This window comes from Cupriavidus sp. DB3 (assembly GCF_020418465.1).
GTDB lineage: Bacteria > Pseudomonadota > Gammaproteobacteria > Burkholderiales > Burkholderiaceae > Cupriavidus > Cupriavidus cauae.
Genome location: NZ_JAIZPL010000008.1, coordinates 191,716 through 214,923 on the forward strand (window position 1 = coordinate 191,716; position 23,208 = coordinate 214,923).

The 23,208-nt window shown below is 69.2% G+C and carries 21 protein-coding genes; 4 read left to right on the forward strand and 17 right to left on the reverse strand.

Going from position 1 to position 23,208, the window contains the following annotated elements:
* Nucleotides 1-182 precede the first annotated feature (182 nt).
* The 9 genes from flgJ to flgB form a co-directional block, all read right to left on the reverse strand.
* The gene (flgJ, locus tag K7G19_RS23190; RefSeq protein WP_149319463.1) at nt 183-1,187 is read right to left on the reverse strand and encodes a flagellar assembly peptidoglycan hydrolase FlgJ; all 1,005 of its coding nucleotides are present in this window, start codon (nt 1,185-1,187) and stop codon (nt 183-185) included.
* Between the two features lie 16 nt (nt 1,188-1,203).
* Entirely contained in the window at nt 1,204-2,385 is a 1,182-nt protein-coding gene (locus K7G19_RS23195) for a flagellar basal body P-ring protein FlgI (RefSeq protein WP_223819819.1), read from the reverse strand.
* Nucleotides 2,386-2,393: 8 nt separating this feature from the next.
* On the reverse strand, nt 2,394-3,083 hold the full coding sequence (flgH, locus tag K7G19_RS23200; RefSeq protein WP_226109422.1) for a flagellar basal body L-ring protein FlgH: 690 nt from the start codon (nt 3,081-3,083) through the stop codon (nt 2,394-2,396).
* An 11-nt stretch (nt 3,084-3,094) separates the two neighbouring features.
* Nucleotides 3,095-3,880 carry a flagellar basal-body rod protein FlgG gene (gene flgG / locus K7G19_RS23205; protein ID WP_023264122.1) on the reverse strand — a complete coding sequence of 262 codons (786 nt, stop codon included), beginning with the start codon at nt 3,878-3,880 and terminating at the stop codon, nt 3,095-3,097.
* A gap of 85 nt (nt 3,881-3,965) precedes the next feature.
* Complete coding sequence (gene flgF, locus K7G19_RS23210; protein WP_226109383.1) at nt 3,966-4,709, reverse strand: flagellar basal-body rod protein FlgF; 744 nt, start codon at nt 4,707-4,709, stop codon at nt 3,966-3,968.
* Between the two features lie 83 nt (nt 4,710-4,792).
* Nucleotides 4,793-6,010: a flagellar hook protein FlgE gene (gene flgE, locus K7G19_RS23215; protein WP_226109385.1), complete on the reverse strand. Its 1,218-nt coding sequence runs from the start codon at nt 6,008-6,010 to the stop codon at nt 4,793-4,795.
* Between the two features lie 90 nt (nt 6,011-6,100).
* On the reverse strand, nt 6,101-6,763 hold the full coding sequence (gene flgD, locus K7G19_RS23220) for a flagellar hook assembly protein FlgD (protein ID WP_149319461.1): 663 nt from the start codon (nt 6,761-6,763) through the stop codon (nt 6,101-6,103).
* A 43-nt stretch (nt 6,764-6,806) separates the two neighbouring features.
* Entirely contained in the window at nt 6,807-7,214 is a 408-nt protein-coding gene (flgC, locus tag K7G19_RS23225) for a flagellar basal body rod protein FlgC (RefSeq protein WP_006579133.1), read from the reverse strand.
* A gap of 7 nt (nt 7,215-7,221) precedes the next feature.
* A complete protein-coding gene (gene flgB, locus K7G19_RS23230; RefSeq protein ID WP_149319460.1) occupies nt 7,222-7,629 on the reverse strand; it encodes a flagellar basal body rod protein FlgB in 408 nt (135 codons plus the stop codon).
* A gap of 319 nt (nt 7,630-7,948) precedes the next feature.
* Between flgB and flgA the strand changes: the two genes are divergently transcribed.
* The 3 genes from flgA (at nt 7,949) to K7G19_RS23245 (ending at nt 9,733) form a co-directional block, all read left to right on the forward strand.
* Nucleotides 7,949-8,761 carry a flagellar basal body P-ring formation chaperone FlgA gene (gene flgA, locus K7G19_RS23235; protein ID WP_226109387.1) on the forward strand — a complete coding sequence of 271 codons (813 nt, stop codon included), beginning with the start codon at nt 7,949-7,951 and terminating at the stop codon, nt 8,759-8,761.
* A 99-nt stretch (nt 8,762-8,860) separates the two neighbouring features.
* Nucleotides 8,861-9,169: a flagellar biosynthesis anti-sigma factor FlgM gene (gene flgM, locus K7G19_RS23240; RefSeq protein WP_149319459.1), complete on the forward strand. Its 309-nt coding sequence runs from the start codon at nt 8,861-8,863 to the stop codon at nt 9,167-9,169.
* A 105-nt stretch (nt 9,170-9,274) separates the two neighbouring features.
* Nucleotides 9,275-9,733 (forward strand): flagella synthesis protein FlgN, encoded by a 459-nt coding sequence (locus K7G19_RS23245; RefSeq protein WP_150084622.1) that lies wholly within the window; start codon nt 9,275-9,277, stop codon nt 9,731-9,733.
* 16 nt (nt 9,734-9,749) lie between these two features.
* Here K7G19_RS23245 and K7G19_RS23250 read toward each other — a convergent pair whose 3' ends face one another.
* The 6 genes from K7G19_RS23250 to flhF all read right to left on the reverse strand — a co-directional run bounded on the left by K7G19_RS23250 (nt 9,750) and on the right by flhF (nt 16,802).
* Nucleotides 9,750-10,670 (reverse strand): lysylphosphatidylglycerol synthase domain-containing protein, encoded by a 921-nt coding sequence (locus tag K7G19_RS23250; RefSeq protein ID WP_226109388.1) that lies wholly within the window; start codon nt 10,668-10,670, stop codon nt 9,750-9,752.
* A gap of 60 nt (nt 10,671-10,730) precedes the next feature.
* Nucleotides 10,731-11,942, reverse strand: coding sequence for a cardiolipin synthase ClsB (gene clsB / locus K7G19_RS23255; protein WP_149319457.1), 1,212 nt, complete (start codon nt 11,940-11,942; stop codon nt 10,731-10,733).
* 141 nt (nt 11,943-12,083) lie between these two features.
* Complete coding sequence (locus K7G19_RS23260; RefSeq protein ID WP_370639593.1) at nt 12,084-12,488, reverse strand: flagellar protein FlhE; 405 nt, start codon at nt 12,486-12,488, stop codon at nt 12,084-12,086.
* Between the two features lie 110 nt (nt 12,489-12,598).
* A complete protein-coding gene (locus tag K7G19_RS23265) occupies nt 12,599-13,315 on the reverse strand; it encodes an RNA polymerase sigma factor FliA (protein ID WP_053824398.1) in 717 nt (238 codons plus the stop codon).
* A 19-nt stretch (nt 13,316-13,334) separates the two neighbouring features.
* Nucleotides 13,335-14,180 carry a flagellar biosynthesis protein FlhG gene (locus K7G19_RS23270; RefSeq protein ID WP_226109389.1) on the reverse strand — a complete coding sequence of 282 codons (846 nt, stop codon included), beginning with the start codon at nt 14,178-14,180 and terminating at the stop codon, nt 13,335-13,337.
* A 6-nt stretch (nt 14,181-14,186) separates the two neighbouring features.
* The gene (gene flhF / locus K7G19_RS23275; RefSeq protein ID WP_226109390.1) at nt 14,187-16,802 is read right to left on the reverse strand and encodes a flagellar biosynthesis protein FlhF; all 2,616 of its coding nucleotides are present in this window, start codon (nt 16,800-16,802) and stop codon (nt 14,187-14,189) included.
* Between the two features lie 577 nt (nt 16,803-17,379).
* On the opposite strand from flhF, the gene K7G19_RS23280 reads away from it, so the two are divergent.
* The gene (locus K7G19_RS23280; protein ID WP_226109392.1) at nt 17,380-19,608 is read left to right on the forward strand and encodes a hypothetical protein; all 2,229 of its coding nucleotides are present in this window, start codon (nt 17,380-17,382) and stop codon (nt 19,606-19,608) included.
* 87 nt (nt 19,609-19,695) lie between these two features.
* Here K7G19_RS23280 and flhA read toward each other — a convergent pair whose 3' ends face one another.
* Both flhA and flhB read right to left on the reverse strand, forming a co-directional pair.
* Entirely contained in the window at nt 19,696-21,783 is a 2,088-nt protein-coding gene (gene flhA, locus K7G19_RS23285; RefSeq protein ID WP_226109394.1) for a flagellar biosynthesis protein FlhA, read from the reverse strand.
* On the reverse strand, nt 21,780-22,922 hold the full coding sequence (flhB, locus tag K7G19_RS23290) for a flagellar biosynthesis protein FlhB (protein ID WP_150084627.1): 1,143 nt from the start codon (nt 22,920-22,922) through the stop codon (nt 21,780-21,782). The genes flhA and flhB overlap by 4 nt, the downstream gene beginning before the upstream one ends.
* Between the last annotated feature and the right edge of the window lie 286 nt (nt 22,923-23,208).

Consider the following 23,208-nt stretch of genomic DNA (forward strand, 5'->3'; position numbering starts at 1 on the left):
CGACCGTGGCGGTGGATGAGGGTGGTAACGGCAGTTTTGGCGGCGGACTTTAGGGATCGGGGCTTGCTTTTTGGACCTGGCGGCACAGCGGCCGTCACTTGCCCTCTCCCCCGCCGCTCTCCCGCGGACGGGAGAGCGGCGAGAACCGGTGGTGGCCTTCGGCCGGGCACCGGCAGCCGGCCTTAGACCGGCACCTTCTTCATGATCCGGACCAGCTTGGCGCCGTACTCGGGATCGGTGGCATAGCCGGCGCGCTGCAGGCCGTGGGCGGCTTCCTCGGCGGAGCCGGCCGATACCACGCCGGCATAGCGCGGGTTGTTGGCGAGCAGCCGCGCGTAGTCGGAGAAGGCTTCCTCGTACGAGCCATAGGCGCGGAACTTCGCCTTGATCTTCTGCGGCTGGCCGTCGACGTATTCGGTGGTGGTGATCTCGGCAACCGGACCCTTCCAGTTCGCACCGGCCTTGATGCCGAACACATTGTGGGTCGTGCTGCCGTCCGCATGCGTGATCTCGCGGCGGCCCCAGCCGGATTCGAGCGCGGCCTGGCCAAGGATCAGCCGTGCCGGCACGCCGCTGGCGCGCGAGGCGGTTACCGCGGGCCCGGCCATGCGGCTGACGAAGGCGCTGATATGGGCGGGCGTGTCCTCGGGCATCGCCGCGCCGCCCTGCCACTGGCCGGTCTGCTGCGCCTGGTACTGGCGCAGGCCGGCGGTGGGATTCCAGTTGCCGCCGGGCACCACGGTGCCGGCGCGCGGCACCTGCTCGTCGTCGCCGGCGGCTGCGGTGCTGCGTCCGTCCAGCAGAGGACCGAGCGTGCCGGCCACCTCGTCCATGCGGCTGGCGGCGGTGGCCTCCGGCGGCAGCGGCTGGCCGCTGGCACGCGCCAGCTGGCGCGCCATGACTTCGGCCAGGCCAATGCCCTTGGACGACAGGTGCTGGGCCAGCTGCTGGTCCAGCATCGACATATATAGCTTGGTCTGCTCGTTGTCGAACAGTCCGTCCTGCGGCGTCGCCTCGCGCATGCTCTTGAGCACCATCTGCGTGAAGACGGCCTCGAACTGCCTGGCGGCCGCCTTCAGCGTGTCGGCGCTGCCGTCGCGCGCGCTCTGCTTCAGCGCTTCGAATCCCTGCGTGTCGAGCGCGAAGCGCTGCGACAGATCGGCTTGAGCGTGGATCGGTTGGCTCATGCGATGGCCCGTGCGATCAGATGATTTCGAGCTCGGCGCGCAGCGCGCCCGCCGCCCGCATCGCTTCCAGGATGGTCTGCAGATCGGCCGGTGTCGCGCCCAGCGAGTTCAGGCCGCGCACCACCGCCGACAGCGAGGCGCCGGCGCGCACCAGCTGCAGCGAGCCGCCGTCGCGCTTCAGGTTGATCTCGGAGACCGGCGCCACCACGGTTTCGCCGCCGCTGAACGGCGCCGGCTGGCTGATCACCGGCTGCGTATTGATGACCACCGACAGGTTGCCGTGCGCGATCGCGCAGTCCTGCACGGTGACGTCCTGGTTCATCACGATCGAGCCGGTGCGGGCGTTCAGGATGACCTTGGCCGCGGCACGGGCCGGCGTGACGTCGATGTTCTCGATGCGCGCCAGCATCGCCACGCGCTGCGACGAGGCCTGCGGCACGCGCACCTGCACCACGCGCGCGTCGAGCGCGCTCGCCACGCCGCCGCCCAGGTTGCGGTTGATCGCCTCGACCACGCGCTCGGCGGTGCCGTAGTCCGAGCTCTTGAGCTCGAGCGTCAGCACGCCGTTGTCCGCCTGGAACGCCGGCACCGCGCGTTCGACGATGGCGCCGTTGGCGATGCGACCGACCGCCAGCTGGTTGATCTGCACCTTGCTGCCGTTGGCGGACGCGCCCGCGCCGCCGACCAGCAGATTGCCCTGCGCGATCGCATAGACCTGGCCGTCGGCGCCCTTGAGCGGCGTCATCAACAGCGTGCCGCCGCGCAGGCTCTTGGCATTGCCCATCGACGACACCACGATGTCGATCTGGCTGCCCGGCTGCGCGAACGGCGGCAGCGTCGCGGTCACCATCACCGCGGCCACGTTCTTGAGCTGCATGTTGCGGCCGGCCGGCAACGTGATGCCCAGCTGCGACAGCATGTTGCTCAGGCTCTGCGTGGTGAACGGCGTCTGCATGGTCTGGTCGCCGGTGTTGTCCAGACCGACCACCAGGCCGTAGCCGACCAGCGGGTTGTCGCGCACGCCCTGGATGGTGGCCAGGTTCTTCAGGCGCTCGGCATGGGCCGCGCCTGCCGGCAGCAGCAGGCCGAGCGCGAGCGCAAGCGCCAGCGCGAGCAGCGGCAGGAAGCCCGGCGTCGAGATGCCGGGACGGCTTGAGCGGAAACTACCGCGGAGGCAAACAGCCAGGCGCAAAGACATGACGCGATTCAGAACGGTGAAACGTTGAGGAAGAAGCGCTGCAGCCAACCCATGTTCTGCGCTTCGTCGATATAGCCCTTGGCGGTGTATTCGATGCGCGCGTCGGCCACCTGGGTCGACGGCACCGCGTTGTCGCCGGTGATCGTGCGGGGATTGACCACGCCCGAGAAGCGGATGAATTCCGCGCCCTGGTTGATGGCCATCTGCTTCTCGCCGGAGACCACCAGGTTGCCGTTGGCCAGCACCTCGATCACGGTGACCGTAATGGTGCCGTTGAAGGTATTGGCCGCGCTGGAACCGCCGCTGGAGCGGATCCCGTTCTCGCCGCTCATGTTGGCGTTCTGGCTGGCGCCGAACAGGCCGCCGAGCGCGCGGGGCACCGCGTCGAAGGCCAGCGCCGCGTTGCTGGTGCGCGAGGCGTTGGTGCCCGAGTTCTTCGACGCGTTGACGTTCTCGCTGATCACGATGGTCAGGATGTCGCCGACATTGCGCGGGCGGCGATCCTCGAACAGCGGGTTGCCGGCGTAGGAGTTCTGATAGATCGAGCCGGTCGGCGCGATCGTCGGCCGCTGCTCGGCCCGGGCCGTGGTCGGCATCTGCACCAGCGGCTCGCGCGGCACCAGCGCGCAGCCGGTGGCCAGCAGCGGCCCGAGAATGCAGGCCAGACGGCAGGCCGACCGGCCCAGACGGAACAGCATGGCGTTCATGTTCAACCCAGTTGAGTCAGGCGTTGCAGCATCTGGTCGGACGTCTGTACGGCCTTGCTGTTGATTTCGTAGGCGCGCTGGGTCTGGATCATGCTGACCAGCTCCTCGACCACGTTGACGTTCGACGCTTCGACGTAGTTCTGCTGCAGAATGCCGGCGCCGTTCAGGCCGGGCACGGTCGGGTTCGGTGCGCCGGACGCGTCGGTCTGCACGTACAGGTTCTCGCCCAGGCTTTCCAGACCGGTCGGGTTCATGAAGGTCGCCAGTTGCAGCTGGCCAACCTGCACGTTGTTCGCATTGCCCGGTTGCGTCACCGACACGGTGCCGTCACGCGCGATCGTCAGCGAGGTCGAGTTGGCCGGGATGGCGATGGCCGGCTCGATCACGAAGCCGCTGGCGGTCACCAGCTGGCCGTTCTGATCGACCTGGAACGAGCCGTCGCGGGTGTACGCGGTGGTGCCGTCCGGCAGCGTGACCTGGAAGAAGCCCTGGCCGATGATGGCCACGTCCTTGGCATTGCCGGTCTGCTGCGGATTGCCCTGCGTGTGGATGCGCTCGGTGGCGACCGGACGCACGCCGGTACCGAGCTGCAGGCCCGACGGCAGCGTGGTCTGGTCGGACGACAGCGCGCCCGGCTGGCGGATGGTCTGGTACATCAGTTCCTCGAACACCGCGCGGCTGCGCTTGAAGCCCGTGGTCGACACGTTGGCCAGGTTGTTCGAGATCACGTCCATCTGCGTCTGCTGCGCATCGAGGCCGGTCTTCGCAATCCAGAGAGAGCGGTTCATGGTGTTCCTTGGTGGCGGGCACGCGCGGCGGCGTGCCCTGTCGATTCATTGGTGGGCGCCTGGCGTGGGCGCTCAGGGCGGGCGATCAGCGGTTCGACAGCAGCGCGTTGGCGCGCTGCTCGTTGGCGTCGGCGCCCTGGATCATCTTGATCTGCATCTCGAAGCGGCGCGCGTTGGCGATCATGTCGACCATCGCCTCGACCGGATTGACGTTGCTGCCTTCCAGCGCGCCGGCGATCACGCGCACGGTCTGGTCGGTCTCCAGCGGCGCGGCGCCCGGCCGCAGCCGGAACAGGCCGTCGTCGCCGCGCGCGATCGCATCGGGCGGCGGATTGACCAGCCGCAGCCGGCCCACCTGCGCGAGGCCATTGGCGGTCTCGCCGGGGCCGCGCGCGGTGATGGTGCCGTCGCTGCCGATGGTCACCGTCGAGCCGGGCGGCACCGCGATCGGGCCGCCGTCGCCGAGCACCTGCAGGCCGTTCGAGGTCAGCAGCTGGCCGTCCGGGCCCACCTGCAGCGAGCCGGCGCGGGTATAACCCTCCGCGCCGTCGCGCCCCTGCACCGCCAGCCAGCCGTTGCCCTTGATCGCGATATCGAGCGGACGCTCGGTATAGGTCAGCGGCCCGGCCTTCATGTCGGCGCCAGGTGTGCTGGCCAGCGTGAAGGCGCGGGTGGGCGTCTCCTGCCCGACCACCGGCACCGCGCGGAACATGTTGACCTGCGCGCGAAAGCCCGTGGTCGACACGTTGGCCAGGTTGTTGGCCACCGCGGCTTGCTGGTCCAGCGTCTGTTTGGCGCCCGACAGGGCGGTGTAGATCAGGCGGTCCATCTGCGATTCCTATCCAATGCTTGCGGCCACTGCTGCGGCTTTCCGTGGTTGCGCGGTGATGCCGATCATGCCGATCATGCCGATCAGATGTTGACCAGCGTCTGCAGCACCTGGTCCTGCGCCTGGATGGTCTGCGCGTTGGCCTGGTAGTTGCGCTGGGCAATGATCAGGTTGACCAGCTGGCCGGACAGGTCGACGTTCGAAGCCTCGACCGCGTTCGATTGCAGCTGGCCCATGCTGCCGCCCGGCGAGCCGAGCAGCGGCTGGCCCGAGGCGCCGGTGGCGCTCCAGACGTTGTCGCCTTCGGGCTTCAGCCCTTCGACGTTGCCGAACGAAGCCATCACGACCTGGCCCAGCGCCTGGGTTTCCTCGTTCGAGTAGCTGCCCAGGATGGTGCCGTCGGCTTCGATCGAGAAGCCCAGCAGCGCGCCCGTGGTATAGCCGTTCTGCACGATCGACTTCGGATCGTTGTCGTCGCCGAACTGCGTGGTGCCGGCCAGATCCAGCTGGATGTTCATCGCGGCGGCGCCGCCGGCGGCGGGCACGGTCACCGGAATCGTCGCGCCCGGCGCCGGCGTGACCAGCGCGCCGTTCAGGTCGAAGCGCATCGCGTTCGGACCCGACAGCTGCGCGCCGGTGGCGTCGGTCACGTAGACCTGCCAGTCGGTGCCGGTCGCGTCGGTGGCGCCCTTGCGGAAGTAGGCCGTGACCTGCTGCGCGTTGCCCAGCGAGTCGAACACTTCGATGGTGCTGCTGTAGTTGAACATCGCCGCAGCCGGCGGGTTGCCGGCCGAGGTGGCGAACGGCACGGTCGGCGCGGTGCCGCGCGAGTCCAGGTTGTACTGCGCGGTGATGCGGTCGGTGGCCTTCGGCGGCATCTGGGCGTTCGACACCACCAGCGGTTGCGGCTGCACGCCGCCGCCCGGCTGCACGCCGGCGGGGTAGCCGGTCAGCTGCAGGCCCTGCGCATTGGTGATGCGCCCGTCGTCGGTGCGCAGGAACTGGCCGTTGCGCGAGAAGAAGACCGAGCCGTCGGTGCCGACCATGCGGAAGAAGCCGTTGCCGCCGGTGATGGCCACGTCAAGCGAGCGGCCGCTCGCCTCGATATTGCCCTGCGTGAACGACTGCACCACCGAGTTCACGCGCGTGCCCAGGCCGACCTTCGAGCCGGCGTACACGTCGGCGAACTGCGCGGTCGATTGCTTGAAGCCGACGGTGTTCGCGTTGGCGATGTTGTTGCCGATCACGTCCAGATTCTGTGCCGCGGCATTGATGCCGCTGACTCCTTGACCGAAACCCATGATTTCCCCTTGTTACGCGTCGTACGAAGTTGCCCGCGCCGGCGCCGATGGCACCGCCGCGCTGGCGTTCTGTTGAATACCGATTACCGATTAAAGAATCTTGCGGACGTCGTCGACCAGCGCGGTATGACCGCCGCCGATATCGACCAGCACGCCATTGGCGTCGCCGCTGATGGCCTGCACCTTGCCGTAGACGAGCGCCACCGGCTCCACGCTCTTGCCGTCCGCGGTCGCGCTGACCTTGAACGTGTATTCGCCGTCCGGCACGGTGCCGCCGGCGTTGTTCTTGCCGTCCCAGGTCACGTCGTGCACGCCGGCGGTCTGGCCCTTCAGGTCGATGGTGCGCACCACGTTGCCGTCCTTGTCGAGCACGTCGACGGTGACCGCGTCGGCGGTGGCCGGCAGGTCGATGCCGAACTGGCTCGGCTTGCCGCCGGAAACCGCGACTTCCTTGCCCGGTACCATCACCGTGCGGCCGATCAGCGCGGCCGAGTCCATCGCACGGCCGGCGCTCACCTGGGCCAGCAGCTGGCCCAGCGTCGCGTTCATCGTCTGCATGCTGCTGACCGTGCTGATCTGCGCGAGCTGCGAGGTCAGCTGCGAGTTGTCCATCGGCTTGAGCGGATCCTGGTTGTTCATCTGCGTGACGAGCATCTTCAGGAAGTTGTTCTGCAGGTCCGCGGCGCTGGACGCGCTGTTGGCCAGCTGATTCGACGCGCTGTTGTTGTTGCTGACGGGTGGCGTGGTGGTCATCGTTGGTCCCGTTGGTCCGGTTGGTCCCGTTGATATGGCGGAATCACTGACCGATGGTCAGCGTCTTGAGCATCATGTTCTTGGCGGAGTTCAACACCTCGACGTTGGCCTGGTAGGACCGCGACGCCGAAATCATGTTGACCATCTCCTCCACCGGATTGACGTTGGGCATCACCACATAGCCGTCGGCATTGGCCAGCGGATGGGTGGGGTTGTGCACCATGCGGGGCGGCGACGGATCTTCCATCACGCCACGCACCTGCACGCCGCCGATATCGGCCTGGCCCGGCGTCGGCGCGAGGCCGAACACGACCTGCTTGGCGCGATACGGCTGGCCGTTGGGCGCCACCGCGCTGTCCGCGTTGGCCAGGTTCGAGGCCGTGACGTTCATGCGCTGCGACTGCGCGGCCATCGCCGAGCCCGTCACGTCGAAGATATTCATTGCCGGCATGGTTTCCTCACGACTGGATGGCGGACAACATGCCCTTGATCTTCGCGTTCATCACCGTCAGGCCGAACTCGTACTTGACCGCGTTGTCGGCGAAGGCCACCCGCTCGGTGTCCATTTCGACGGTGTTGCCGTCGATGCTCGATTGCATCGGAATGCGGTACGCCAGTTCGAACTCGCTGGCGACCGAGGCCTGGCCCGGCAGATGGCGCGTCGACGTGGTCGACAGCGACACGCCGTTGGCCTGCCGCCCCCGCTCGACCGATTCGGACAGCTGGCTGGCAAAGTCGAAGTCGCGGGCCTTGAAGCCCGGCGTATCGGCATTGGCGATATTGGCGGCGATTACCGATTGCCGCTGATTGCGCAAGTTCAACGCTTCCTGCTGGAAACGGAACGACGCATCGAGTCTGTCGATCATGTCCGTATCTCGCTATCTCTCGCTATCGAGGAACGTGTGACGAAACCACGCGCCCCTGCGTCGGCAAGGGCGTGAGGGCGGCCGGGAATGGACCCGGCCTTCTTTACGGGTGCCATCTTAGGTGGCGGGTGGCCAGTGCAATCGGACGAATAGGACGGGGAAATCTGCGCATTTCGGGCCGAGGGCGCGCGGGCCGCTGCCTACAATGAGGTCTCGTTGCCGGGCTCATCGCGTCTACACGCGCCCCCACACGCGCTACGCGCGTGCCTGCGCCCGGCTTCCCCGTTTTCTTTTTCGCTCCGCCTGCCGGGATCACGCCATGTCCAGCTCGCCCCGCTGCTCGCTCCGTCGCTCGCACCATCGCTCGAACCGATCGGCACCGGCCCGCCTCGCCTTGGTGGCGCTCTGCGCGGCGCTGCATTGCACCGCCGCGCTGGCGGCGACCGCCACGACGACGCCCGTGCCGCCCGCGCCCTCGTCCTCCGCGCCGCCGCACGCTGCGCAGCCGTCGCCGTTCACCGATGATCCGGTGCGCGTCGCGGTCGAGCAGTTCCTGCTGCGCGAGACCGCCGGGCTGCCGGGCAAGGCCAGCATCCAGGTGGTGCCGCCGTCGGGCGGGCGCGCGCGCGAATGCGTGTCGCCGCAGCCGTTCCTGCCGGGCGGCGCGGCGGCCTGGGGCCGCGTCTCGGTCGGCGTGCGCTGCGGCGGCGAGCGGCCGTGGACACGCTACGTCCAGGCGCGCGTCTCGGTGGTGGCCGATTACTATGTCGCCGCGCATGCGCTGGCGCCCGGCCAGCCGATCGGTCCGGCCGACCTGGAACAGCGCCAGGGCGATCTGGCCGGCCTGCCGCGCGCGGTCGTCACCGACCCGGCCCAGCTCGAAGGCGCGGTCACGGCCAACCGGATCGCCGCCGGCTCGCCGCTGCGGATGGACATGGTCAGGAAGGCGATCGCGGTCAAGCAGGGCCAGATGGTCTCGGTGACCATCGAAGGCGAGGCCTTCCAGATCCGCAGCGAGGGCAAGATCCTGGCCGACGCCGCCGCGGGCAATACCGTGCAGGTGCGGCTCAAGAGCGGCCAGGTGGTCAACGGGCTGGTCCGGGACGCGGACACGGTGGTGCTGCAGCAATAGCCCCCAAGCCCCCGACTTCGTTACAGCGTGTCACAATTCGCGTCCTAAAGTTTGGCGACCCCGCGCCGTTAAGCTGAGCAAACCCAGCAAGGACATCCCGTGAAGATCCACCAATCGACTCTGCCGCGCACCGGCGAAGGTGCCGCTGAAAGCACTGGACGCACCGCGTCGAGCCCCGTTGCGGGCGCCGCACCGGCCGCGGGCGGCCTGACCATGAGCCCGCTGGGTACCCAGGTTCGCGATATCGGCACGCGCCTCGCCCATGAGGCCGACGGCGATATCGACCAGGCCAAGGTGGACGAGATCCGCCAGGCCATCGCCGAGGGCCGCCTGAAGATGGACCCCAGCAAGATCGCCGACGGTCTGCTGGCCACGCTGCGCGAACTGACGCAGGACAACGGCCGCTGAGCAGGCATCGATATCGCGTTGATCCTGCGTCGATCCTGCGTTCGATCCCGATATCCGCGCCGCCCGGCCCCCGATTCCCCACCGACTTCCTTCGACTTCGCGCCCATGAGCCAAGCCCTGATCGCCAGCATGCAGCACGAAACGCAAGCCATCGCGGCCTTTGTCGATGCCCTGCAGCAGGAACGGAACGCGATTCGCACCGGCGACTTCCAGTCGCTGGGCGAGCTGGTGCAGCACAAGCAGGAACTGGCACAGCAGATCGCCCAGCTGGGCACCGCGCGCCAGGCGCAGATGGCCGCGCTCGGCATTCGCGTGGGCGGCGGCCGGCAGCTGGTGGGACTGCATATCGACGAAGGCGTCGCCACCGCGTGGCGCACGCTGGTGCTGACCGCGCGCGGCGCGGCCGAGGCCAATGCGCTGAGCGGGGCCGTGGTGTCCGCGCATCTGGAATACACGCAGGACGCGCTGCAGACGCTGCGCCAGCGCGGCGACACGGCGACGGTCTACGGCCGCAACGGCCGCGCGCAAGCCGGCCCGCGCGGCGTCAGCCTGGCCAGCGGCTAAAGCGTCCGCCCTTCCCTCACGCGGTCGGCTCGACCGTGCTGGCGCGCCGTCCGCGCGCCTCCAGCAGGAAATATCCCACCGTCGCCGGCAGCATCGGCAACAGGTAGTACATCGCCCGATAGGCCAGCAGCGCCGCCAGCAGTGCGTGGTGCGGGACGCGGTCGCCCAGCAGCACCACGAACACGGTCTCCAGCACGCCCAGGCCCGCCGGGATATGGGCCACCGCCCCGGCGATGCTGCCGATCAGCACCACGCCCAGCACCACCAGCAGCGGCACCGACGACGGCAGCAGGGTCTGGATGATGGCCGAGATGGTCAGCCAGTTGGTGATCGACAGCGCGCACTGCATCACCGCGAAGCGCAGCGGCGGCAGATGGAAGGCATGCCCGCGTACCGTCCAGCGGCGCCGCCTGGCCTTGGCGCAGGCGACCAGATACGCGGCGACCACGCCCAGCAGCGCAAATCCGGCGATCTGCAGCAACGTGGCATTGAGCCCCCATTCGACCGGCAGCACCACCGTGCGCGCGGCCAGCACCGCGCCGAGCAGCGCCAGATAGCCGATCCAGTTGCTGACCACGCCGATGGTATAGACCGAGGCGATCTGTGCGCCCGACAGTCCCGCCCCCGAATAGAGCCGGTAGCGAATGCCGAGGCCGCCGACCAGCGCGCCCAGGTTCAGGTTGAAGGCATAGCTGACGAAGGCAATCACCAGCACGCGCGGCGACGACAGCCGATGCCGCGCATACCAGCGGCCCAGCAGGTCGAACGCCGAATGCCAGAAATAGCTGAGCATCACCAGCAGCACCGCCGGCGTCAGCGTGCGGTAGTCGTATTCCTGCAGCGTGACCCAGACCTCGGCCCATTCGACCTCGGCCAGCTTCCTGACCACCAGCACCACCACCAGCGCCACGAAGGCGATGCCGAGTATGCGGCGCACCTGCGCCCAGCGGCTGCGCCGCCGTGCTCCCGTGGGATGACTCGCCTGTCTTGCCGTCATCTATTCGGCGCCCCGCTTCAGGATGGGAAATCGCCAGGGCCGGCGCGGGGGCTCGGCGGTGGCCACCACCAGCTTCGGCGTGTGCGCCGGCAGCCAGCCGGCCCACGCGGGGAAGCGGCGCAGGAAGTGGAACATCAGCGTGGTGGCCGCCAGTTGCAGCGGCGCGCGCGGCGTCTCGCGATCGGGCGGGATCTCGCGGCAGGCATTGGCCATCAGCGTGTCGAGGTTGGCGCGCAGCTCGCGCGCGAAGCCGGCGTCGCGGATCACCAGATTGGCCTCGAGATTCAGCGACAGGCTCAGCGGATCCAGGTTGCTGGAGCCGACGGTGGACCAGTCGCGGTCGATCACGGCAACCTTGCCGTGCAGCGGCCGCTCGCAATACTCGAAGATGCGCACGCCGGCGTCCTGCAGATGGGCGTACAGCATGTCGGCCATGCGCTTGACCCACAGCATGTCGGGATTGCCCTGCAGGATCAGTCGCACGTCGACGCCACGCTGCGCCGCCTCGCAGATCGCATGCAGCAGGCGATAGCCGGGCAGGAAGTAGGCGTTGGCGATCACCACCTGATGCCGCGCGGCGCGGATCGCCTGCAGGTACTCCCATTCGATGTCGGTCGGATGCGCGTCGTTGTCGCGCGTGACGAGCCAGGCGGCCATGTTGCCGGCCGGCGGCGCGGGCGGTACGGAGGGCACGTCGACATCGCCCGGCGGCAGCGTCTGCACGAGGAAGCGATGTACCTCGGCGGCGGCCGGCCCCTCGACCTCGACCGCATAGTCCTGCTTGGCCTGCGGGCCGTGATCGGTCAGGTGCTGCGCGGAGAAGTTGATGCCGCCGATGAAGGCGATGCGCCCGTCGATCGCGACCAGCTTGCGATGCAGCCGGCGGAACAGATTGGTCCGCACGCCCAGCAGCCGCCGGCGCGGCGCGAAGATATGGAAGCGCACGCCGGCCGCGACCATGCCGGAGACGAACTCCGGCGGCAGATCGGGCGAGCCGTAGCCGTCGACGGTGATCGCCACATGCACACCGCGGCTGGCCGCGGCGATCAAGGCCTCGCGCAGCGCCACGCCGACGCGGTCGTCGAACAGGATGAAGGTTTCCAGCAGGACGCTGGTCTGCGCGGCGGCGATCGCGGCAAACACACGCGGGAAATATTCGTCGCCGTTTTCCAGCAGGCGGATGCGATTACCGCTGGTTCGGTTGGGGCTCATTTCGATGTCTCGCTGCCATATTCTCGGTAGGCAACAAGCACATTCAATGCCACCCGTAGCGGGCCGGCAAGAACATCGCAAATCACATCGTCATGACGGCGACTTCGAGGTCACCTTGCCGCGTCCCCGCGGCCCCCGCCATCAGCGATAGCTGACCGTGACCTGGCTGGCCTGGCCTTGCAACACGGGGGTCAGCGGGCCCTGTCCCGGTATGCGGAACGCGAACACAAAGCCCTTGTCGGCGTCGTCGCCGCGGAAGGCATCGGTCTTGCCTTCGGCCCCGGGCAGCAGCACGCAGCGATTGGCATTACAGAGATAGGCTTGCAGATTTGGCGGTGGCACACGCGCAAAACGGTAACGCCAGCGCACCGCGGTGATCACGCCTTCGGACTGCGTCAGATAGCCGCTGGGCAGGATAGGCGCCGACAAGGCGCGCACGCCGCGGCCATGCAGCGCGGGCGCCACCACCGAGGCGGTCCAGGCATGGCGCGACTCGCCGCCGAAGTTGGTGTGGATCAGCGGCGAGGCGGCGACGGGGGCCGCCATCATCGCCGCCACCGTCGCCGCGGCCACCGTTGCAACCGCCACCATCGGCCGGGAGATCGGGCGCCGCAGCGCGCGGCACCACCGGACCGGGCGAGCTGGCATGCGATCCATCACAGCAGCCCGCGCAACTGGCTGCGCAGACGGTTGATCGCCTGGCTGCGGATCTGGCACACGCGCGACTCCGTGACCTCGAGCACCGCGCCGATCTCGCGCAGGTTCAGTTCCTGGTCGTAGCACAGCGACAGCACCAGCTTCTCGCGTTCGGGCAAGCGCTCGATCGCGCGGATCAACGCGCCGCGCATGCCGCTCTCCATCAGCAGCGTCAGCGGATTGCCGTCCTCGCTGACGGTCAGGTGGCGATCGAGGAAATCCTCCTCGCCGGAGCGCTCGAAATCCTCGTAGTGCAGCAGCTGGCAGCCATAGACCTCGTTGAGCATGCTCTGGTATTCGTCCAGCGGCATCTCCAGTTCTTCGGCGACCTCGGAGTCCAGCGGCGTGCGGCCGAGCTTCTGCTCCAGCGCGCGCACGGTCCGCTCGATCCGGCGCGTCGACTGGCGCAGGCTGCGGGACTGCCAGTCGTTGGCGCGCACCTCGTCGAGCATCGCGCCGCGGATACGCTGGCTGGCGTAGGTTTCGAAGCGCGCGCCGTGGGTGTCTTCGTAGCGGCGGGCGGCGTCGAGCAGGCCGATCATGCCGGCCTGGATCAGGTCGTCCAGTTGCACGCTGGCCGGCAGCTTCGCCGCCAGTTGCAGGGCAATGCGCCGTACCAGCGGCGCATGGGTCTGGACGGTGTCGGTCTGTTCGAGCTTTCCCTGGATCGTGTACATGGTGGAATTCTCGCGAGTGCTAGCAGGCCATCGCCGATGCGGGCGGCGCGGCGCCGGCGGCAGCAGTCGCTGCGCCCGGCGCGCCCGCGGCGGGCATCGGTTCGGGATCGGGTGAAAGAGGCCAGCCAGCGATGCTGGCGGCAAGTCGGCGCAGCATGGCGGTGGCCGGCGCGCCAGGGAAGGCATCGACGACGCCGCGCGAGAGCGCCGTGCCGCGCGCGACCAGCGGGTCGGCGGGCAGCACGCCGGCGCAGCGCGCCTGCACGCCCAGGTACTGGCCCGCGGTGCGCGCCAGATTGCCGGCGATCGCCATCGCCGACGCTTCGCTGGCGGCGCCATTGACGACCAGCTCGAACTGCCGGCAGGCATAGCGGTGATGCAGCCGCTTGATGCAGGCATACGCCGCGGTCAGCGATTCGCGTTCGGGCCGCATCACCACCACCAGGTTGTGCGCGGCGCCGGAGAAGCGCGACAGCGCGCCATCGGCGCCGAGACGCGCATCGCTGACGACGGTGCGAAAGCCCTGCAGCGCCTGCAGCGGGCCCCACGCCGACGCATCGCCGGGCAGCAGCGCCGGCATGCCGGCTTCGCGGCGCCCCACCGCGGCCTCGGCCGCGATGGCGCCGGCGAGCACCTGGGCCAGCGTGCCCGACGGCGAAGCGCCGGCAAGGCGCGTGGCGCGCGCGTGCGCCAGGTCTTCATCGACCAGCAGCACGCGCTCGCCCTGCAACGCCAGCGCATGGGCCAGCCCCAGCGCGACCGTGGTCGCACCGGCGCCGGGCTCGCAACCCAGCACGGCGATACGGCGGGTGGCGCGCGGCGCCAGCATGCGGCGCAGGCTTTCGGCCTGATCGACGGCGAGCATGTTGGGTCAGTCTCCGAGCGCGGCCAGGTCGAACCTGGCCGACGCGTTGGCTTGCGCGCCCGCGGCCGTCTGCGTCATCCGTTGCGCCAGATGCTGGGCGGATTCCGGCAAGGCCGGCGTCGCCAGCATCGGTTCCGTGGTGGCATGCCTGGCGGCCGAAGTGGCGGCCGAAGTGGCAGCCGAAGTGGCAGCCGAAGTGGCAGCCGAAGTGACGGCAGTGGTGGCGGCGGTAGTCACGGCGTCCGTGGGGGCGTTGTTGACGGCGATGGCGTCAAGCCCCGCCTTCTTCTCGTTCGCCACCGCATTGGACGCTGGCGCGGCGTTGCGGCCCGGGAAGTTCTCCAGCACGTCGAGCAAGGCCAGCAGGCGGCCCAGGCCTTCGAGCAGCGCGGCGGCGCCCGGCGCCGCGTCCCTGGCGGCGGCGCGGCCGGCCAGACCGGCCAGGCAATCGATCGCCGCCGCGGCCGGCGCATGGGCCAGCCGCAAGGCGGTCATGCCGGCCTGCAGCGCGACCAGCGCGTCGACGTCGAACACTTGCGGCGAGGTGCCGGCCGGGCGGCCGAGGTGGTCCAGCGCATGGCGCAGCGTGCGGCATTGCAGCGCCGCGGCATCGCCCCAGCGCGCCCACTGGGCGAGCTGCGCGCCGGCCCCGGCCAGCGCCGGATCGGCCAGCAGATAGTCGACGGCCAGCGTCTGCCCGCTGTCGCGCTCGATGGTACGCACTGCCAGCAGCACGGCATCGATGCCGCCTTCGCTGGTGGCGCCGCGCGCCGCGCGCGCCTGCCCTTCGACCACGCGCACGCGGGTCTGCGCCATCCATTGCACCGCGTCGCGGTCGCGCCAGCGCAGTTCGGCCTGCGCGTGGAAGGTCAGCGTGTCGGCCAGCGCGTCGAGCTTCCATGCCGTGCCATCGCACAGCACGCGCGCGCTCTTGCGCACGGACGCCAGCCAGCGCTCGCCGCTCGACTGCCAGCGTTGCAGCGTGGCGCCGGCCGGCATCGTGTCGAGCAGATGGACGACGGTACGGCGCGCGGCCAGCGCGGCGCGCCAGTCGGCCATCTCGGCGTCCCAGCCGCCGGCCTGCTGCGCGCGCGCCAGCGGCGTCACGGTGGCCATCAGCGGCATGCCGTCGCGATCGCCAAGCCACAGCGTGTGTTGCCACGGCTGCGGCGCGCGCCGGCCCGGTACCGCGCAGGGCAGCGTCACCGAGGCGGACAGCACGAAGTGTTCGCAATGGCGGCTTGCGTCCTGGCAGATCGCATCGCGGACCTGGCGTACCAGCGGACGCAGCTCGGCCTGCGCCGCGCGGCTCGCCCACAGCTCGCGCAGCAGCGCAAAGCCATAGGAGCCGTCGCGCAGTGCGTTGACGCAGGCGCCCACGGCGTGGCCGCTGTCCGCGATCGAGCGCAGCACGTCGTGCGCTTCGTTGCTCGCGCCCCGGCACGCATCGGCGGCGTCGTCCGCACCTTGAGCAGCCAGCGCACGCCGTGCGGCCTGCGCGTCGGCGAACACCGAACCGCGCCGCGGCATCAGGAAGGCGCGCTCAACCAGCGCGTCGCCGCGCGCCAGTTCCAAGTGTTCGGGCACGCGCTGGCCGGTCGAGGCGTAGAACACCGGCAGCCGATGCCGGATCACGACATCGAGCACCGAACCCAGATGGGTGGCCTCGTCGAGCTTGCTGATGATGCAGCCGTCGATGCCGGCGCCCGGCGCGGCGTCGTGGCGGTAGGCGTGCACCACCTCGTTGAGCGTATCGCCGTGGCTGGCGCCGTTGAGCAGCAGCACGCGCTGCACCGGCGCGGGCGCGTCCGCCAGCATCGCGATCTGCTCGGACAGATTGCGGTCGCGCTGGCTCATGCCGACGGTATCGATGATGACCAGATGCTTCTGCGACAGCGCGCCCAGCGCGAGGCGCAGGTCGGACGCGTCCTTGACCGCATGCACCGGCACGCCAAGGATGTCGCCATAGATGCGCAGCTGCTCGTGCGCGCCGATACGGAAGGTGTCGGTGGTCAGCAGCGCCAGCTTGTCGGCGCCGTGCTTGAGCACGAAGCGCGCGGCCAGCTTGGCGGTGGTGGTGGTCTTGCCGACCCCGGTGGGCCCGACCAGCGCCAGCACGCCGCCCTGGCCGAACAGCGCGTCCTCGTCGGCCAGTACCGGCACCTTGCTGGCGATCTCCTGGCGGATCCAGCCCATCGCGGCCGGACGGTCGTAGCCGGCCGGCAGCCGCGCCAGCAGCGTGCGCGCCAGTTGCGCGGAAAAGCCCGCGCCGACCAGCCATTCGAACAGCGACTCGCGCAGCGGATCCGCGGCGGCGGCCGGCACGGCGGGAACCGCGATGCCCGACAGTTGCCGCTCGATCAGCGCGCGCATCGATTGCAATTCGCCGCGGATGCCGTCGATGTCTTCCGCGGCCGCGACCTGGATCGGCTCGCGCACCGGCGGCTGGAACCGGGGCGCGCTGTCGGAGATCGCACCGAGATCGGTATCGCGCATCGCCACGATTTCCACGCCGCCGTCGACGGTGCGGTTGGACAGCACCACGGCGTCCGGCCCCATGGCTTCGCGCACCTGGCGCAAGGCTTCGCGGCCGGTGGCCGCCACAAATTTGGCTACGCTCATGTCTTGCGACCCTTGATTCAGTGGGTTCCCGCGGCAACGCCGGTATGGCAACGATTCCGATCTTCCGGTGGTCCGGCTCCGGTACGGTGGGCCGGAACAACGTCTTGCGCGGCGGCCATGTGCCCGCCGGCAAGCAAGCGGTTCGGATCGAGGTGAACGGTCGGCCGTCCCGCTTTCCCTGCGCCGGTGTTTCGGTGCACCGGCGAATCGGCGGCCGTGGGGCGACTCTCGTGTGGTCGCCGCGCGCCGCTCGGCGAAGCGGCAGCCTGCCCCTTCGACGTCTCGATTATCCGAGCGGGGGCATGGCGCTATTAGGGCGAATAGGCGGGGGATTGCGGCGCTATTTGGACGATGACGGTGCCGCCGGCCGGGCGAATCGCGGCAGCACGGTCTGATTACCGGTTAACGGCAGCCATGCGGTTTTATTTCGCCCACGATGGCTGGCAGGCGGCAAGGAAGGCTCTCCGTTGCGTCGACAGCGCGGATCTTTTTGGAAGTGGTGACCGTTCGCCCCTGACAGACTCGCTGCTTTTTCACGATTCCCGCCGATCGACCGCTCGATCGCGACCAGCCCGCCATGCCGCTCGATACCTCGCCCCCCTTGTCCGTCCGCCCCTGCGATTCGACACCGCGCGACTGCCTCCCGACTGCCACCGTGCCATCCGGCGTCATGCGGGCCCACAGGCGTGGCGCCGACGATCTGCGGCTGGTGTTGCTGCCCACCGAGATCCTTGTACGCATCGCCGGCTACCTGCGGCCGAATGCGGCGCTGGCCCTTGGCCGCGCCTGCTGGCCGATATTCGAGGCGTTGCGCCGCGACGTCATCGAGCCGCTGCGCCTTGGCGAGCGGATCCGCTGGATCAACAGCCTGACCGGCGTCCAGGGCGCGATTCGCGGCGTGCTGGCGGCGCCGGCGGAAAGCCGCCCCGCCTTGTTCCATGCCGTTGCCCAGCGCGCGCAAGCCTTGCACCCCCTGCTGACGGAACCGTCGGGCGAGCTGCTGGCGCCCCAGCTGCAGGCGTGCGCCAGGCCTTGGTGGGATGAGCTCTATGCGGCCGAGGACCCGGCGCGGGAGCGTCTCGCCCAGGCGCGCAGCTGCACGGAGGCCCATGGCGAATTACTCGAGCGGGTGCTCGCCTCGCCGCCGGAGACACGGGTACGCCTGCTGTTGCGGTGGTTCGGCACGGCAGGCACGCCGTTGCCGGCGGTCGGTCAATGGAGCCGTATCGTGTCCGCCTTGCCGCCGAACGCGCGCGGCCGGATGCTGGCCCTGATGGCCAATGGCATACCGAAGCAGGAAGCCGAATACGCGCACGCGCAGGCCATTGTGCTGGCAGCAGTGCGAAACTCGGCTGCTGCCGGCATGCCCTTGCCGGAGGACCACGCCAACGTGCTGGCGAACCTGGCCAAACGGCTGGTCTGGGACGCGCCCCGTGATCAGGCCGCCCGGCTCGCGCAGGCTTGGGACGAGATCGAATCGCTGACGCGCCGCCTTCCGCTGCCCGCGCAGCGAAACGTCCTTGCCGAGCTCACCGAATTCGTGCATCGCGACCATGCCGATCCGGCGGACAGGCCGGCGCAGCTTGCCCCGCGTTGGCAGGCGTTCATCGGCTACGTGGGCTCGCACCTGCCGCCGGCCGACGTCGCCATGATCCTCGGCCGGCTCGCCGAGCATAACCGCCTGGAAGACTACGGCCTGGACGACGACGACGAGGCGGAAGCGAACCAACTGGAAAGACCGATCCGCGAGGCGATCGCGCAGGCTGCCCAGGCGCTGCCCGGGGAATGGCGCGTGACGTTGCTGGCGCGGGTGCTGCGCTACACCCCGCCCGACGACCCGGGAATGGCCGCGCGATGGGATCAGGTGTTCGTCGCCGCCGCGGCCGTGCCGCCGGAGCACGCCGTGGCCGTGTACAGCGACCTGGCCAACGTGGTCGCCTGCCTGCCCATCGACATCCAGGAGAACCGCTGGCATGCGCTGGCGCATTGCGCCGAGACGGCCGTGAACCCGGGGGCCATGCTGCCGGTCCTGTTGGAACTGGCCAGCCACGGCCTGGCGCCGCTGCCGCCCCAGCACCATGCCGCGCTGGTCCGGATCGGTGTACGGCTGCCTGTGGAGGAGCGCGGCCGCCTGTCCGCCGCGATGGCCACCACGCGCGACATCACGCCGCACAGGTGGCGCATGCAGATCGCCGAGCTGGAGGATCTGCCGCGTGCCGCCCGGCGAATGCTTGCAAGCAAGCTGGCCACCGTGCTGTTCGACTACCCGGCGCAGGGGGTCTTTGTGCAGGCATCGGATGACGTTGCCGCGGATCCGGGCGAGCTGCTCTGCGCGAGGATGCCTCGCACGCTCGCCGAGGCGCTCAACGCGCTGTCGGAAATGCTGACCCTGCTGCCGCTGGCCCATCGCGGCGCCGTGCTGCTGTCGCTGTCACCGATGCAGGGCCGTTGGGGCGCCGAACAGTGGAGCGTCCCGCGTGCGCGCTGGTTGCTGGAAGAGGCCTTGAAGCTTGCCCCGCTTCAGCACCATGGCATCGGCATCGTGGCCAACGTGTTGCGCGCGGTGGCATTGCGATGCCGCAACGAAGCAGACGCCCGCGCGCTGCTGCCGCTGCTGGAGAGCGCGGTGCGGGCACTGCCGGCCGATGCACGCGCCTCGTCTTCGTTCATGCTCAGTTCGCTGATCGAGCGCCTGCTGAAGGACCAGCCATCGCGCGATCGGTGGCTCGCCGAGATGTGGGCGCTGCCCGCCGAGGACGTTGCCGTTGCGACGGGCTCGCGCAAACGGAAGGGGGCGCCGCAGTGAAAGCCGCTGTGAACGCCGCTGTGAACGCTACGGTGAGCGCGCCCTCGCCTTGATCGGTACCGCCGCGAAACGCGAAACCGGGCGGACTCAGCCCGCGCCGCCGATCATCGCGGTGATGCGGATATTGCGGTTGTCCGGCACCTCGGCGTGCGACAGCACCCTGAGCTGCGGCATGGTCCGCCGCAGGAAGCGGGACAGCAGCGGCCGCAGCGCATGCGGAACCAGCAGCACCGGATCGAGACCCATCTGCTCCTGACGTGCCACCGCCCCCTGCGCCTGCTGCAGCAGCGCATCGGCCAGGCCCGGCTCGATGCTGCCGCCCGAGTTCAAAGCCTGCGACAGCACGCGCTCCAGGCCCGCATCCAGGCCGATCACCTGCAGGTCGGCGCCGTTCGGGAACCACTGCTGCGTGATCGCGCGGCCCAGCGCCATGCGCACCAGCGCGGTCAGCTCGTTCGGGTCGCTGATCTTCGGCGCATGCTCGGCGATCACATCGAGGATGGTGCGCATGTCGCGGATCGGCACGCTTTCGTCCAGCAGGTTCTGCAGCACCTTCTGCAGCGCCGTCAGCGTGATCGTCTTGGGCACCAGGTCCTCGGTCAGCTTCGGCGATTCCTTGGCGATGCGGTCCAGCAGCTGCTGCACTTCCTGGCGGCCCAGCAGTTCGGCCGCGTGCTGATGGATCAGATGGTTCAGGTGCGTGGCCACCACGGTGCTGGCGTCGACCACGGTGTAGCCGAGCGCCTGCGCCTGTTCCTTGATGCCGCTGTCGATCCAGACCGCCGGCAGGCCGAAGGCCGGATCGCGCGTCGGCGTGCCGGGCAGCGTGCCGCTGACCTGGCCCGGGTCGATCGCCATCCACTGGCCGGGCACGGCCTCGCCGTAGCCGATCTCCACGCCCTTGAGCGTGATGCGGTAGGCGTTGGGCTTCAGTTCCAGGTTGTCGCGGATATGGACCACCGGCACCAGGAAGCCGATCTCCTGCGCCACCTTCTTGCGGATGCTCTTGATGCGGCCCAGCAGTTCGCCGTTCTGCGCGCGATCGACCAGCGGAATCAGCCGGTAGCCGACTTCCATGCCCAGCGGATCGACCAGCGTGACGTCGTCCCAGGTGGCCTCGGTGTTCTCGTTGGCCAGCGCCGGCGCACGTTCTTCGCGCTTGGCGGTCTGCCTGGCCGCCTGCTGGCGCTTGCCGACATAGGTGCCGAACCAGATCAGCGCACCCGCCAGCAGCAGGAAGGCGATGTGCGGCATGCCGGGGATGATGCCGAGCAAACCGATGATGCCGCCGGTGATGTACAGCACGCGCGGATCGGAAAACAGCTGGCCGGTCAGCTGCTCGCCGACGTCCTGGTTGTTCGACACGCGCGAGACGATGACACCGGCGGCGGTCGAGATCACCAGCGCCGGAATCTGCGCGACCAGGCCGTCGCCAATGGTCAGCAGCGTGTAGTTGCGCACCGCCGTCGAGAAGTCCAGGTCATGCTGCACCATGCCGACCACCATGCCGGCAAAGACATTGATGAACATGATCAGCAGGCCGGCGATCGCATCGCCGCGCACGAACTTGCTGGCACCGTCCATCGCGCCGTAGAAATCCGATTCCTGCGCGACCTCGGCGCGGCGCTTGCGCGCGCCTTCCTCGTTGATCAGGCCCGCGTTCAGATCCGCGTCGATCGCCATCTGCTTGCCGGGCATCGCGTCCAGCATGAAGCGCGCGCCGACCTCGGCGATACGGCCCGCGCCCTTGGTGATCACCATGAAGTTGATCACCACCAGGATCGCGAAGACCACGATGCCGACCGCGAAATTGCCGCCGACCAGGAAGTGGCCGAAGGCCTCGATGACCTTGCCGGCCGCGTCGGGGCCGGTATGGCCCTCGAGCAGCACCACGCGCGTGGAGGCGACGTTCAGCGACAGCCGCAGCAGCGTCGAGAACAGCAGCACGGCCGGAAACGCGGCGAAGTCCAGCGGACGCTGCGTGTACATGCCGACCAGCAGCACCATGATCGACAGCGCGATATTGAAGGTGAACAGCAGATCGAGCAGGAAGGGCGGCAGCGGCAGCACCATCATGCCGAGGATCATCACGATCAGCAGCGGCCCGGCCAGTGCCTTCAGCTGGCCGGCGGACTGCCCGCCCGTCAGTCGGAACAGCGAGTTCAATGCATTCATGCGCGGCTTTCCGGTACGGCAAGTTCATCGGGCACCGGCAGGCCGGTCGGGGCCTCGGGCAGCGGCCCGTTGGCGTGGTGCCAGTGTTTCAGTTGGTAGACCCAGGCCAGCACTTCCGCCACGGCGGTGTACAGCCCGGACGGGATCTCGTGGCCCAGTTCGACATGGCGGTGCAGCGCGCGCGCCAGCGGCGGCGCCGACAGGATCGGCACGCGATGCTCGGCGGCCAGCTCGCGAATGCGCGCGGCCACCTCCTCGGTGCCCTTTGCGACCACGCGGGGCGCGCCCATGCGGCCTTCCTCGTAGCGCAGCGCCACGGCGAAATGGGTCGGGTTGGTGACCACCACGTCGGCCTTCGGCACTTCGGCCATCATCCGGCGCCGCGCCATCTGGCGTTGCAGCTGGCGGATGCGGCCCTTGACGTGCGGGTTGCCCTCGCTTTCCTTGTGCTCCTGCTTGACCTCTTCCTTGGTCATGCGCAGCTTCTTGAAGTAGTCCCAGAATTGCCAGGGCACGTCGATGCCCGCCACCAGCAGCAGCGAACCGGCGGCCAGCGCGCAGCACAGCAGCACCAGTTCGAGCAGGCGCAGCAGCGCCTCCTGCACCGGCGCGTTCATCAGCGCCACGGCATCCGGCAGATGGCGCCACAGCACCCAGAAACCCACGCCGCCCACCAGCAGCGACTTGGCGACGGCCTTGGTCAGCTCGACCAGCGACTGCGCCGAGAACAGCCGGCCCAGCCCCTTGAACGGAGACAGCCGGGAGAAATCGGGCAGCAGCGACTTGGTCGAGAACAGCCAGCCGCCCAGCACCATCGGCGCCAGCAGCGCCGCGGCGGCAAACAGCAGCAGCAGGGGCAGCACGCCCAGCAGCGATTCCCAGACCAGCTGCGCGAAGCCGGCCAGCATGCGGGCCGGATCGTGGGCCACGGCGGGCTCGAACGACAGCGCGGCGCGCATCACGGTATCGAGCTTGCGGCCCAGCATGCCGCCGAGCCCCCACAGGCCGGCCACGCCGGCCATCAGCATCACGAAGGTGCCGAGCTCGCGCGAACGCACCACCTGCCCCTCCTCGCGCGCCTTTTCCAGGCGCCGGGGTGAGGCGGGTTCGGTTTTTTCGAGATCGCTTTCTTCGGACATGGCCGCTCCGTGGCGAAGCGGCATGCCGCCCTTCGACGGGGTCGATTATCGGAGTCGGCGGCGGCGGGTATTAGGCCGAATAGGCGGGGGATTGCGGCGCTATTTGGGCGATGGGATGGGGGGTTGCGCAGCGGAGGCCGGGGGAACGGTCCTGTCAGCGAGTTAACGGCAGCGTGCGGGTTTTCTTTTGTGGGCAAGGGCGCAAGCGAGAGCGGTAATGCGGCCGCGATTCGGAAAGACCCTCGCGAAGTTCGCCGCTTTGGTCGAGGGTTCGATGCCAATGCCG

What these genes read in the sequence shown, in the direction of transcription:
- K7G19_RS23195 (WP_223819819.1), bottom strand. Translation starts at nt 2,385, where the DNA reads ATGTCTTTGCGCCTGGCTGTTTGCCTCCGCGGTAGTTTCCGCTCAAGC.
- flhB (WP_150084627.1), bottom strand. Translation starts at nt 22,922, where the DNA reads ATGTCCGAAGAAAGCGATCTCGAAAAAACCGAACCCGCCTCACCCCGG.
- K7G19_RS23280 (WP_226109392.1), top strand. Translation starts at nt 17,380, where the DNA reads ATGCCGCTCGATACCTCGCCCCCCTTGTCCGTCCGCCCCTGCGATTCG.
- flgE (WP_226109385.1), bottom strand. Translation starts at nt 6,010, where the DNA reads ATGGGTTTCGGTCAAGGAGTCAGCGGCATCAATGCCGCGGCACAGAAT.
- flgJ (WP_149319463.1), bottom strand. Translation starts at nt 1,187, where the DNA reads ATGAGCCAACCGATCCACGCTCAAGCCGATCTGTCGCAGCGCTTCGCG.
- clsB (WP_149319457.1), bottom strand. Translation starts at nt 11,942, where the DNA reads ATGAGCCCCAACCGAACCAGCGGTAATCGCATCCGCCTGCTGGAAAAC.
- flgD (WP_149319461.1), bottom strand. Translation starts at nt 6,763, where the DNA reads ATGACCACCACGCCACCCGTCAGCAACAACAACAGCGCGTCGAATCAG.
- flhA (WP_226109394.1), bottom strand. Translation starts at nt 21,783, where the DNA reads ATGAATGCATTGAACTCGCTGTTCCGACTGACGGGCGGGCAGTCCGCC.
- flgB (WP_149319460.1), bottom strand. Translation starts at nt 7,629, where the DNA reads ATGATCGACAGACTCGATGCGTCGTTCCGTTTCCAGCAGGAAGCGTTG.
- flgF (WP_226109383.1), bottom strand. Translation starts at nt 4,709, where the DNA reads ATGGACCGCCTGATCTACACCGCCCTGTCGGGCGCCAAACAGACGCTG.
- K7G19_RS23265 (WP_053824398.1), bottom strand. Translation starts at nt 13,315, where the DNA reads ATGTACACGATCCAGGGAAAGCTCGAACAGACCGACACCGTCCAGACC.
- flgA (WP_226109387.1), top strand. Translation starts at nt 7,949, where the DNA reads ATGTCCAGCTCGCCCCGCTGCTCGCTCCGTCGCTCGCACCATCGCTCG.
- flhF (WP_226109390.1), bottom strand. Translation starts at nt 16,802, where the DNA reads ATGAGCGTAGCCAAATTTGTGGCGGCCACCGGCCGCGAAGCCTTGCGC.
- flgC (WP_006579133.1), bottom strand. Translation starts at nt 7,214, where the DNA reads ATGCCGGCAATGAATATCTTCGACGTGACGGGCTCGGCGATGGCCGCG.
- K7G19_RS23260 (WP_370639593.1), bottom strand. Translation starts at nt 12,488, where the DNA reads ATGGCGGCCCCCGTCGCCGCCTCGCCGCTGATCCACACCAACTTCGGC.
- flgG (WP_023264122.1), bottom strand. Translation starts at nt 3,880, where the DNA reads ATGAACCGCTCTCTCTGGATTGCGAAGACCGGCCTCGATGCGCAGCAG.
- flgH (WP_226109422.1), bottom strand. Translation starts at nt 3,083, where the DNA reads ATGCTGTTCCGTCTGGGCCGGTCGGCCTGCCGTCTGGCCTGCATTCTC.
- K7G19_RS23270 (WP_226109389.1), bottom strand. Translation starts at nt 14,180, where the DNA reads ATGCTCGCCGTCGATCAGGCCGAAAGCCTGCGCCGCATGCTGGCGCCG.
- K7G19_RS23245 (WP_150084622.1), top strand. Translation starts at nt 9,275, where the DNA reads ATGAGCCAAGCCCTGATCGCCAGCATGCAGCACGAAACGCAAGCCATC.